This is a genomic window from Virgibacillus proomii (assembly GCF_900162615.1).
Lineage (GTDB): Bacteria > Bacillota > Bacilli > Bacillales > Amphibacillaceae > Virgibacillus > Virgibacillus proomii.
Window position 1 is genome coordinate 124,207 of the sequence record NZ_FUFN01000009.1, and the last position, 12,144, is coordinate 136,350.

Consider the following 12,144-nt stretch of genomic DNA (forward strand, 5'->3'; position numbering starts at 1 on the left):
TGAATTTTAGCTTTTTACCTGATGTTTTTCCTTCACTTCTAAACGACGACGATGGAGAATCGGTTCGGTATAGCCATTTGGCTGTTCTTTTCCTTTAAAAACTAAATCACAAGCAGCTTTGAAAGCAATCGATTTATCATAATTATCAGCCATTGGACGATAAACAGGATCATTTTCATTTTGCTTATCAACTACTTTAGCCATACGCTTTAATGTTTCAAGCAGCTGCTCCTTACTGCAAATGCCATGATATAGCCAATTTGTAAGCATTTGACTGGAAATTCTTAATGTTGCCCGATCTTCCATCAATGCTATATTATTGATATCTGGCACTTTAGAGCAACCTACTCCTTGATCGATCCAGCGCACGACATAACCTAATAATGTTTGTGCACTATTATCAAGTTCTTCCTGAATTTCTTCAGCTGTCCAATTGGTATTTATAGCAACTGGTATTTGTAAAATCTCATCTTGATAGGTTTCGTTTTCTTTTGCCAGATGATCCTGCACTTTTCTGACATCCACCTCATGATAATGTAGTGCATGCAAGATAGCTGCCGTTGGCGAAGGTACCCATGCTGTATTTCCACCTGCTTGTAGATGCCCGATTTTTTGCTCCAGCATAGCTTTCATTAGGTCAGGCATTGCCCACATTCCTTTTCCAATTTGTGCCTTTCCTTTTAAGCCAGTATCCAAACCAACACGGACATTATTTTTTTCATATGCATGCAGCCAAACAGATGATTTCATTTCCCCTTTTCGAATCATTGGACCTGCTTCCATTGAAGTGTGAATTTCATCACCTGTACGATCTAAAAAGCCTGTATTTATAAATACAATTCTTTCCTTTACTTGATAAATACAATTTTTTAAATTTAGGCTTGTTCTCCGTTCTTCGTCCATGACCCCAATTTTAATTGTATATCGTTCCATTTCCAGCATATCTTCTACACGATTAAATAATTCATTTGCAAAGGCTACTTCTTTTGAACCATGCATTTTTGGCTTTACAATATAAATAGAACCTTTTTGCGAGTTTTTATATCGACTATTACCTAACAAATCGTGCTTAGCCATCAAACTCGTAAATACACAATCCATGATACCCTCAGGAATTTCTTCACTATTTTCATCTAAAATTACGTTGGTCATCATTAAATGCCCAACATTTCTCACAAACATTAAAACTCGACCTGGTAAAGTAAATTCATCATCCTTTGGACTTAAATACGTACGGTCAGAATGTAATACACGAGTCATTTCTTTATCGTTCTTTACAAAAGTAGCTGTTAAATCTCCTTTATTTAATCCTAGCCAATTTCGATAGACAAGTGTTTTATCTTCTGCATCCACAGCTGCAACAGAATCTTCACAGTCCATAATCGTGGTTGTTGCAGCTTCTAGTAAAACATCCTTCACTCCTGCTTTATCTTGTGCACCAATTGGATCATTGCGATCAAGTTGAATTTCAAAATGCAATCCGTTATTACGAAACAGGACAGCTGCTGGTGCTTCTTTCGTACCTTGGTAACCAACAAATTTAGAAGCATCCTTGAGCTTTGTCGTTTCGTCATTCTTTAGTTTTACCTTTAGGTTTCCATTCTCAACGACATACTTGGTAACATCAACATGTGAACCTCTTTTTAGCGGAATATGCTGATTTAGAAAATCCTTTGCAAATGCAATTACTTTTTCACCACGTAATGGGTTATACGAACTCCCTTTTTCTGCTCCATTTTCTTCACTTATTACATCGGAGCCATATAATGCATCATAAAGCGAACCCCATCGTGCATTCGCAGCATTAATGGCATAACGAGCGTTATCGATTGGCACGACAAGCTGTGGTCCAGCTTGGGCAGTAATTGCATCATCAACATTTTCTGTTGTTATCGAAAAGTCCTTTACCTCCGGCTCTAAATAACCGATCTCCTTTAGAAATTCCTTATACTCATTTGCATCAAAGTTGTTATGATCACGATACCATGCATCTATTTTCTTTTGAATTTCTTCACGCTCTTGAAGTAGTGCTTTATTTTTGGGAGACAGATCCGTGATTAGTTTTCCCAAATCCAGCCAAAACTTTTCCTTATCAAGACCCGTCTCAGGTATTGCTTCTTTATTCACAAAATCATAAAGCTGTTCAGCAATTTGTAAATTTCCTACTGATACATAATTTGTCAATGTTGACTCCTCCTCTATACTCCCTTTCCTCCATTGTAATAGTAACCCCCTTTAAACAAAAATATATGTTTTGCATAGTGATTATTCCTTTTAGCTATAAGTTCCAGTATAATGAAGTACAAAAGGTAAATGTTTCTGCGGAAAGGGTGTCTATCGTGGATATTCGCCAAGTAGAGTATTTTGTAGAAGTTTCCAAACAAAAAAATTTCACAAAAGCAGCCGCTGAGCTTCATATCTCTCAGCCCTCATTGAGTAAAACAATAAAAAACTTAGAAACTGAACTTGGAGTTTTATTGTTTTATCGCGGAGGTAAGCAAATTGATCTCACCGATGCCGGGAAAGCATTTTTAATTAATGCTCGTCAATTTCTTGATGCCTATAATAATTTAACTTCTGAATTAGATGATGTGATGCATTTAAAAAAGGGAGAAATTAAAATCGGCATTCCTCCAATTATTGGTGCTACATTCTTTTCAAAATTGATTAGCAAATACAAAGAAGCATATCCAAATTTTAATATTGAATTAAATGAAGTTGGCAGTAATACAATTAAGCAGGGCATTCATAGTGGTGATCTTGATATTGGATTAATCTGTAATATCCCTGTGCAAAAGAAAAATTTTGAAATTATTAAATTGTTAAACGATCCATTAAAGCTTGTCGTACAAAAGGATCATCCATTAGCTAAGAGAACGACTATTGAATTTAGAGATTTGGAAAACCAGCCGTTTGTCCTATATCAACAAGATTTTTCTCTCTACGATAGAATTGTTGAAGCTTGTAGAAAACACGGCTTTGAACCAAATATTGTATGTAAAAGCTCACAAAGAGACTTTATGATTGAAATGGTAGAAGCAAAATTAGGAGTGGCACTGTTACCAAGTAAAATTTGCCAGCAACTTACGCATCATGATGTGATTGCCATTTCGTTTAAACAACCAGCGGTACATCTTGAACTGGCAATGATATGGAAGAAAAACAAATACTTACCTTATTCAGTACGCGCGTTTATTAATATGTCAGAAGCTTATCGTGTTGATTAAAATCAAAAACGTTCATTCGTTGATTTATAAAATCAACGAATGAACGTTTAATAAGTTTTAAGCCTTTGTATTGGTTAAATGAGTGATTCTTTTTTAAATCTTGAGGCCCAATTGCGTACTTCAATGGCTTGATTTATAAGATTATCTGTTACTTTGTTTAGTCTTGAAGTAAACGACTATATTGACTAAGCTAATTCCAACGACCCCTAAACATATAAAAAAGGAAACAGTATCTCCACTTAAGTTAAGCTCATCCGTAATAATTGCATCGTAAAACATAAGCTGTACAGAAGCAATGATTAATAGTATGGATAAGCTAAAAATAGTAAATGCATTTATATATTTCTTGGAACGCTCAAATAGCAATAAGCTTAATAAGATAATGGTAGCAGCTAAAAATGTTATAAAAATAGGCCTTAATAAGGTAAATGTCCCGAATTGTTCAAATCCTTCATACGTGTACATTTTTTCTCCTTTTTATTATTATTGATAAACTATTAGTTTACATGCCAAAAACAATATAACTGCTTTAAGCACTAGCCACTTCTTGCTCAACTATTCCAATTCTAAAACTATTCATTTACATATTCTTCACATTTTTCCCATCATACGTTGTAATCAGTCTCTGTCCTCCTCTTCAATCGAATATTTTCTTTTAGTATAGTAAATATCCCTGTCAAAGTCTAAGCATGAAACTACTTCAAACTCCTCCTTGCATTTCCGCTAGTTTTTACTTCCATAAATGAACTTTCATTTAAGGATGCTTTTTCCATAAATGAGGGTAATTTCAATGTTCTTGAAATGCTACAGTATATTTTATCAAAGCTTTCTTTTTCAGGCCTAACGAATTGGGCATTTTTCCAAGTTCGTAGCTATAACTTCTGAAGTTAGGATCTATGGCATCTTAGATTTAGGATAAAATGAAATCTAATTTTCTATAATGCTTTATACAACCAGATTTTTAATATATTTTTAGAATATATATTTTTACTTGTCCTTATGAATAAAGGACTATTCAAAGTCATAGCCTTATATAGTGATGTCTTATTAAGGAGGAATAGAAGCATGAATGGACAGACGCCATCATCTTTTGTTAGCCATTTTGATCCTTATATCTATCAAGCCTTACAGTCCATTACAGGTTCACAATTAATTATACAAACAACAAAAGGAAGCGTTACTGGTAAGCTAAAAACGGTAATGCCAGATCATGTTGTGATGAAATCAGGTGGCTCTTCTTTCTTTATTCGTACACAACAAATCGTTTGGTTTATTCCTAAAGCATAGAAGGAGGGTGTACCATTGTTTAAGCGTGAAAATCGAATGGCAATTGAACTTCCTGTACCAGAACACGGTGACCCTAACGCAGCAGCTGCTGTACAAGAGTTATTAGGCGGTAAGTATGGCGAAATGTCAACATTAAATAATTATATGTTTCAATCCTTTAATTTTCGGCAAAAAAATAAGCTCAAACCGTTTTATGATTTAGTAGCCAGCATTACAGCTGAAGAATTCGGGCACGTTGAACTCGTCTCCAACACGATCAATCTTTTATCTAAAGGAAATACATTTTACACAGGTGATCCAGATACTACACCACTTCGTACGGGAAAGGATAGTCGTAATACCTACCATTTTATTGTTACTGCACAAACTGCTTTAGCCGGGGATTCAATGGGACGTGCTTGGACAGGAGACAATGTATTTAACAGTGGCAATCTTGTTTTGGACTTACTGCATAATTTCTTTCTGGAAATTGGGGCACGTACCCATAAAATGCGCGTCTATGAAATGACGGAACATGAAACGGCCAGAGAAATGATTGGATATTTATTAGTTCGGGGCGGTACACATATTTTGGCATTTGCAAAAGCTTTAGAAATTGCAACAGGAGTAAATGTAGAAAAAATGGTCCCCGTTCCTGATTTATCTAATACGAAGTTTGACCATGCCCTGAAATTTGAACAGCAAGGGTTAGCCAACGTACTATATACTTGGAACGATGTTGGCGATTACACAGATATCCGACAAATATGGAAAGGAACGAATCCGGAAAATGGAGAAAAATTAGTTGTTAAAGAAGGAGCACCAAAAGGAGCACCAATTCCAAATTTAGATGCCTTACCTGAGGAGTTTGCACCGGGGATTGATAAAGATGATTATAAAAAGATCGCCAAACGCTTAATGGAAAACCTATAACATATAACGGAAAATCAACCTATTATTAAAATAAACAAGAGATGTAATTAGAAAAACTTGGCTTGTCGCCAAGTCTTTAGCGAAAGCTATCATTTTTCTTATACGATAAAGTGAAACTTCATTCCGTGGAATGCTTTTTACACGGAATGTTAGTACCTTAATGGTATGACCTAAAGGCCCTTGAACCAATCGGGCATTTAGGTGCCGTTTTATCCCACTTTGACCTTTTGTATCAACTCAAGATTTTAAAGTGGGAGTCTTACGGCACCTTACATGCGGGATAAACCCTAAAATTTTATACTTTCCTATAGTAGAACAAAAGCTGAAAGCATTTGATAAGCGACGGACAAACTGAGAAAAAGAAGTGAGACAATCTCAAGTGGCTTAGCGCTGGAGCTAATATGGCTAATATTAATTACAAAAATTATCTCATTGATAATCTCGTAGCCAAAAACAAATAATAGTATATACAATTTTATTTAGCGGTATGTACATTGATTGTAAAACCTCGTTTCTTTTATTTTATCCGTATGAAAATATTCTTAAATCAATCCTTATCCCTATTTATCCACAAACAAAATAACCACGGAAAATCTCCGTGGTTATTTTTCAGCTGAAGGTATTATTATGTTATTTCTATATTTAAACTAGGTGGAATCGAATAATGGACTAATATTCCAATTGATCGCAAATTTATCTGGAACTAAATTTTTGGCAATGTCGTATCAACTTTTACTGGTAATCCTGTTTCTAGCGATTTTTGAGCAGCAACAGCTACTCGTTGAGCCATAATTACGTCTTCCCCAGTAGCTAAAAGCGGACCATCATTTAGTAATGCATCAATAAAGAAACGCATTTCAGCAATATAAGCCTCTCTATAACGTTCTGTAAAGATTGGTAGTGGTTTTTTTAAGCTCGTATCTTCCTTACTGTAATATTCGACTGTGGAATTGTTAACATTATCCGCTTTGAGCATTCCCTCTGATCCGAATACTTCAACACGCTGATCGTACCCATACACCGCTCTACGACTATTGTCAATTAACCCAAATGTGCCATTTTCAAATTGCAAAACAATTGCAATCGTATCGACGTCATTTATTTCTTGAAGCGTTGGATCAATTAAGGTTCCACCTTTAGCATAAACTTCGGTAACATTGCTGTCCATCATATAACGGACCATATCAAAGTCATGCATGGTGAAATCGAATAGTAATCCACCAATACGTTTAATCAAGTCATGTGGAAGTAAATCTGGGTCGCGAGAGGTAATTTTCACAATTTGCGGATCTCCAATTTTACCAGCTCTAACTTTTTCAAACACGTCACGGAATTGTCTGTCGATCCGACGGTTGAAGCCTATTTGTAATTTTACCCCATTTTCTTTCACCGCTCTTAACACATTAAGACTAGCTTCTTCATTTACGTCCATGCTCAGTGGTTTCTCACAGAAAATATGTTTTCCTGCTTTTGCTGCGGCGGTAACAATTTCTTCGTGACTGTCTGTAGATGCAAATACAAATACCGCTTCAATATCTTTGTCTTCCAATAATTCATGATAATCTTTGTACGTATTCGTAATTCCCAGTTCATGTAATTCGTCTTTGACATGGTCAATAAATAGTTCTGCTACTCCTAAAATGTTAACTTCAGGAATGGTTATAATATTTCGGATGTGCATCATCCCAACACGTCCTGCACCAATTACTCCACAATTCATCTTTTTCAAACTATATTCCTCCTCAGTCTAAAGCAATGTTGACAATTTCACCAGTTTCTGCGGACTCTTTGCAGGCCTTGGCAATCTGTAATGCTTTTACTCCATCTTCTACAGAGATATCTGATTGACGATTAGCTTTAACATTTTTAATAAAGTCTTTTAATTCAGTAATAAAAGCTTGTTCAAACCTTTCAGAAAAGCTTTGCATGCTTGGACGTATAACTCCAGCATCGGTAAACAACGTTACAAAATCTTTTTCCGGTTCTTGAGCGATTCGAATCCAACCATGAGAGCCCATAATTTCCATTTCTACTTGGTTGCCATGTGCTGCATGGCGTCCGCCAATTAAAGTAGCTACCATGCCATTATCAAATTTCAACGTTGCTACTCCCGTCTCAAATTCGCCAATTTCTTTTAGTTGTGGTGCGGCAATATTATTACCTAATGACCATGTTTGTACTGGGTCCATTCCTGTATACCAGCGGATTAGATCAATATCATGAATACACATATCTACAAAGATACCACCGCTATCGTTATCTGTTGCAAATTTAGTGAAGCTTTCCATTCCAGAAATTGGATCAATGCCATAAGCACGAATATAAATGATATCGCCAATCTGTTTATTATCCACTAATTCTTTCGCATGTTGATAAGACTCATCAAAGCGACGCATAAAGCCTAGCTGAAAAACTTTATCCGGATGTGCTTTAATATGCTCAGCCATTTCTTTTACTTCCGGCATATCCAATCCTAATGGCTTTTCACAAAAAACATGCTTGCCAGCATCTAATGCATATTTCGTCATCTCCGGATGGAAGCCAGTTGGAGCTACTATGACAACTGCATCGATATCTTCTTTGTCAATCATTTCTTTATAATTTTGGTATGTGTTAACGCCAAAATTTTCTTTCGCATAATCTAGTTGAGATTGATCCAAAGCACAAACAGCCAATACATTTGCATCACTAATTAAATTTACTAAATGATCAGCATGAACCATACCTAAGCGACCTAAACCAATGACGCCAACGTTAACTTTTTCCATGAAAGACACTCCTTCTCTATGTGAGTTTTAATATTAAATTAAACTTGATCATTCAAGATTGATTACTTAAGAAGCATTGCTGTTAAAAAATCCTTCAATTTCTTCTAATGTTTTTCCTTTCGTTTCAGGAATCATTGTGGATACGATAATGACCCCGATTATTGCACATGCGGCAAAAGCATAGAAGGTTGTATTAATACCGATACTTTCAACCAACACTGGAAAGAAAAGTCCTACGCAGAAGTTAGCAATCCATAATACAAATACTGCAATTCCAGAAAAGGAGCCTCGATATTTTGCTGGGAAAATTTCTGAAATTAAGATCCAAGTTACAGGACCAACAGCACCCTGGAAAGCAAAAATATAAATAAAAATTAAAATCATGATCACATATGGTGCATAGCTTTGACCGGTTAAAATACCAGATAATACACCTACCAGGATTAAAGAAGTTGCGCAAATCAATAAACCAGTGTTTTCTAATTTTTTACGACCCATTTTATCTACAATGCTCATTCCTACTATTGAAGCAACAACAGACATCACACCATTTAACACATTAAAGATTAGTGAAGCACTTTCACCAAATCCATACGTATGAAGAACTTCTGCACCGTAGTACATAATGGAATTAATACCGGCAAATTGTTGAATTACTCCTAGAAGACAGCCAATAATAAGAACTTTTAACGCCCATCCAGGAATTTTCCCTTTCGCCTGCGTTTTTTCCTTCGCATCGTCTTCTAACTGCTTTAATTTTTCAATCTCATCAGCCTGTTCTTGATCCTCTTGGTAAATTGATTTTATGATTTCAATAGCCTGTTGTAATTTTCCATTTTTCACTAGCCATTTTGGTGACTCAAACACCTTTGTCATCCCAATAATCATAATTAAAGCTGGAACAATAGCAAGTCCCATCATTACTTTCCAGATCTCGACATTTTCCATAAACATATTGCCCAGAATTGCATTAAGTAAAAAAGCAAGGAATTGTCCGCCTACAATCATAACTTGGTTTAAACCAACCATTTTCCCACGTTTACTAGCAGAGGATATTTCCCCAAGATACAATGGAATTACTGCGGAAGCGGATCCTACAGCTAAGCCTAAAAAGAAACGTGCAGAAACTAGCATAGTAAAGCTTGTGGAAACTCCACAACCTAAAGCACCGACCAAGAAAATCCAGGCAATCATACGCAATGTTTTTTTTCGACCAATCCGGTCACTTATGCTTCCGCCAAATACAGCACCAAATGCCGCCGACAAAGTAACAGCAGAAGAGATCATACCTTTTTGCAAAGCATCAATGCCTAAGTCTTTTTCTATAAAGGTTAATGCTCCATTAACTACCCCTGTATTGTAACCAAATAGCAACCCGCCGATAGTAACAATAAGAGCGACTGTCATTAAATTCGTCTTTGATATTGTTTTCGACAATATATCCACCTCTTCCTCTTAATGCTCAACATTTCACATTTTAGCTTAGAATAGACCGTTAAAAATCTTTTTTTACTGAAACTGCTTTTCCCGTCGCAAAAGATTCAGCAGCTGCCTGGGCAATTTTCACCGCCATAATACCATCTGTTATGGTGCAGGCAATGGGTGCGTTAGTTAGAATAGAGTCAGCAAAATATTCCATTTCCGTCGCATAAGACTGTTTATACCTCTCTAAAAAGAAGTACATTGGCTTTTCTAATTGGACTCCCTGTCTAGCAGAAAAAGTAATATTATGATTTAGATGATTTGTATTATGCAACATTCCTTCTGAACCAAAAACTTCTAATCTTTGATCATAGCCATAAACGGCTTGTCGGCTGTTATCAATAACACCAATTGAATTGTTTTCAAATTTTAAAGATATAATTGCTGTATCGATATCTCCATATTTAGATATTTCAGGATTAATTAAAGTAGCACCATTTACATAAACTTCTTCTACTTCACCAAACATGTAACGAGCCATATCAAAATCATGGATAGCCATATCCATAAAGATTCCACCTGAATTTTTTACATATTCAATTGGCGGCACTTCTGGGTCCCTTGAAGTTATTTTCAAAATTTGCGGTTTACCGATTTTTTCTATTTGATTACGGATATTCAAAAAGTCATCATCAAAACGGCGATTAAACCCTAATTGAAAAATAATATCATGTTGTTGTACTTCATGATAAGCTTCCATAATTGCGTGTAAATCAAATCCGATCGGCTTCTCACATAAAATATGCTTTTCGGCTTTTGCTGCCTCCATGATCATTTCTGGATGAAGATTCGTTGGCGTACCGATTAAAACAGCATCCACTCCTTGGTCTTGCAAAATTTCATGATAATCTTGAACATATGTGATTTCCGGATATTTTTTGTTAAAATCACCTATTGGCTTTATATCACAAACATATTTAACCGTATATCTATTATTTCGTAATAAATTTTGCAAATGAACATTACCGATTCTTCCAAAACCAATAATTCCAATATTTATTTTTTGCATTTGCTAATTCCTCCTTTCCTATATTCCATTCATGTTTTTCTTTTCACCAATTACTTCTTCGTACTCTCTTTTAATTATCACCAACTCAAACCTAAATATAAAATGATTTGTTGTAGATTACAAGTACATTTTAACCTCTTGTTGGTAATATATCAATCCTTTTTTTGAAATTAATATCACATTTTTGATTCATTTTGATTAAATGTTTGTTGTTTGTTGTAATTTTTTTGGTTTTTTTATTGACTAATCCGCTAAATTATACTATTATCTTTTTGTAAACGTTATCTATATATGCGGCTTCAACTATGAATTATTTGGAGGGAACATGATGAGTAAACTAAAAATGAGTATCATTGGACTAGGGCGCATGGGGATGGAACATGCAAAAAATATTGCTGCTTTAAGCAATCAACTTGAACCCGTTGCTGCTTGTGCATTAGATGATGAGCAACTTGCTACTGCAAAGGAGCTAGGTTTTAAAAACACGTATAAGGATTACAAAAAAATGTTAGATGAAGAAGATATGGATGCTATCGTTGTTGCTTCCCCAACAGATCTTCATACGGAAATGTGCCAGTATATTCTAAAGCATCCAAAAAAGATACATATCTTCTGTGAGAAACCTTTAGATACAAATGTAACCGACGAAACAGAAAGCTTAAAAGTTTATCATCTAGTAAAAGATGCCGATATTAAATTCCAAGTAGGATTTAATCGCCGCATGGACAAACAATATCGAGCCGCTTATAACCAAATTCAAGAAGGTAAAATTGGAGATCCACAAATTTTAAAAATTACTTCTCGTGATCCGTTTGTTATTCCTATTGATCTAATCAAACGAATTGGTGGCCTGTTAGTTGACTTCACGATGCATGATTTTGATATGGCTCGTTATATGATGGACAGCAATATTAAAGAAGTGTATGCAAAAGGTGGTATATTGATTGAACCAGAATTAAAAACGGTGGATGATATTGACACATTGGCGTTAGTACTTGAATTTGAAAATGGTGCTTTCGGTCTAATCGACAATAGCCGTCAAGCTGTTTATGGATATGATGTGCGAGTAGAAGTTTTTGGTTCAGAAGGAATGTTAAAAGTAGAAAATGTCAACGAATCTACTGTAGAATATTACAACAAAGATAGCCAAAGCAATAAAAATCCATTACCAATTTTTATGGATCGTTATGAACATGCATATATTTCTGAATTAGAACAATTCATTGATTCGATTGTTAACAACAAACCAGTAGTATGCTCGATTGAAGATGTTATTTTGGCACAACGCGCCGCTGCTGCCGGCTTAGAATCATTAAAAACTGGAAAACCAATTCAAATCAACAACCAACTATAAAAAGGCAGGAAAAAGTGAACTTTACCCTTACAGTTTAAGAGAAAATGGTAAAATATCCTCTAATGTTTGAAAACTACTCGTATAAAGGACATAACTAAAACGTGT

The 12,144-nt window shown here is 35.3% G+C and carries 10 protein-coding genes; 4 read left to right on the top strand and 6 right to left on the bottom strand.

The window, feature by feature from the left end; translation table 11 throughout:
* Positions 1–6 precede the first annotated feature (6 nt).
* A complete protein-coding gene (locus tag BN1066_RS03280) occupies positions 7–2,184 on the bottom strand; it encodes a malate synthase G (RefSeq protein ID WP_077318086.1) in 2,178 nt (725 codons plus the stop codon).
* Positions 2,185–2,339: 155 nt separating this feature from the next.
* Here BN1066_RS03280 and BN1066_RS03285 point away from each other — a divergent pair, with 155 nt between their 5' ends.
* Positions 2,340–3,227 carry a LysR family transcriptional regulator gene (locus BN1066_RS03285; protein ID WP_077318087.1) on the top strand — a complete coding sequence of 296 codons (888 nt, stop codon included), beginning with the start codon at positions 2,340–2,342 and terminating at the stop codon, positions 3,225–3,227.
* 141 nt (positions 3,228–3,368) lie between these two features.
* On the opposite strand, the gene BN1066_RS03290 is transcribed toward BN1066_RS03285, so the two are convergent.
* Positions 3,369–3,692 carry a hypothetical protein gene (locus BN1066_RS03290; RefSeq protein ID WP_077318088.1) on the bottom strand — a complete coding sequence of 108 codons (324 nt, stop codon included), beginning with the start codon at positions 3,690–3,692 and terminating at the stop codon, positions 3,369–3,371.
* Positions 3,693–4,292: 600 nt separating this feature from the next.
* Here BN1066_RS03290 and BN1066_RS03295 point away from each other — a divergent pair.
* Both BN1066_RS03295 and BN1066_RS03300 read left to right on the top strand, forming a co-directional pair.
* A complete protein-coding gene (locus tag BN1066_RS03295) occupies positions 4,293–4,514 on the top strand; it encodes a YuzF family protein (protein WP_077318089.1) in 222 nt (73 codons plus the stop codon).
* Between the two features lie 15 nt (positions 4,515–4,529).
* Positions 4,530–5,426, top strand: coding sequence for a manganese catalase family protein (locus BN1066_RS03300; protein WP_077318090.1), 897 nt, complete (start codon positions 4,530–4,532; stop codon positions 5,424–5,426).
* Positions 5,427–6,129: 703 nt separating this feature from the next.
* Here the strand turns inward: BN1066_RS03300 and iolG (BN1066_RS03305) are convergent.
* The 4 genes from iolG (BN1066_RS03305) to iolG (BN1066_RS03320) form a co-directional block, all read right to left on the bottom strand.
* Entirely contained in the window at positions 6,130–7,146 is a 1,017-nt protein-coding gene (gene iolG / locus BN1066_RS03305; protein ID WP_281250258.1) for an inositol 2-dehydrogenase, read from the bottom strand.
* A gap of 22 nt (positions 7,147–7,168) precedes the next feature.
* Positions 7,169–8,194 carry a Gfo/Idh/MocA family oxidoreductase gene (locus BN1066_RS03310; RefSeq protein WP_077318092.1) on the bottom strand — a complete coding sequence of 342 codons (1,026 nt, stop codon included), beginning with the start codon at positions 8,192–8,194 and terminating at the stop codon, positions 7,169–7,171.
* A gap of 66 nt (positions 8,195–8,260) precedes the next feature.
* On the bottom strand, positions 8,261–9,631 hold the full coding sequence (locus BN1066_RS03315) for a sugar porter family MFS transporter (protein ID WP_218668063.1): 1,371 nt from the start codon (positions 9,629–9,631) through the stop codon (positions 8,261–8,263).
* A 58-nt stretch (positions 9,632–9,689) separates the two neighbouring features.
* On the bottom strand, positions 9,690–10,685 hold the full coding sequence (iolG, locus tag BN1066_RS03320; protein ID WP_077318093.1) for an inositol 2-dehydrogenase: 996 nt from the start codon (positions 10,683–10,685) through the stop codon (positions 9,690–9,692).
* 328 nt (positions 10,686–11,013) lie between these two features.
* Between iolG (BN1066_RS03320) and iolG (BN1066_RS03325) the strand changes: the two genes are divergently transcribed.
* Positions 11,014–12,039 (top strand): inositol 2-dehydrogenase, encoded by a 1,026-nt coding sequence (gene iolG / locus BN1066_RS03325; RefSeq protein ID WP_077318094.1) that lies wholly within the window; start codon positions 11,014–11,016, stop codon positions 12,037–12,039.
* The last annotated feature ends 105 nt before the right edge of the window (positions 12,040–12,144 follow it).

Bases quoted from the DNA above. Each gene is read 5' to 3' on its own strand.
- BN1066_RS03290 (WP_077318088.1), bottom strand. From the start codon at position 3,692: ATGTACACGTATGAAGGATTTGAACAATTCGGGACATTTACCTTATTA.
- BN1066_RS03295 (WP_077318089.1), top strand. From the start codon at position 4,293: ATGAATGGACAGACGCCATCATCTTTTGTTAGCCATTTTGATCCTTAT.
- iolG (WP_281250258.1), bottom strand. From the start codon at position 7,146: ATGAATTGTGGAGTAATTGGTGCAGGACGTGTTGGGATGATGCACATC.
- BN1066_RS03310 (WP_077318092.1), bottom strand. From the start codon at position 8,194: ATGGAAAAAGTTAACGTTGGCGTCATTGGTTTAGGTCGCTTAGGTATG.
- iolG (WP_077318093.1), bottom strand. From the start codon at position 10,685: ATGCAAAAAATAAATATTGGAATTATTGGTTTTGGAAGAATCGGTAAT.
- iolG (WP_077318094.1), top strand. From the start codon at position 11,014: ATGAGTAAACTAAAAATGAGTATCATTGGACTAGGGCGCATGGGGATG.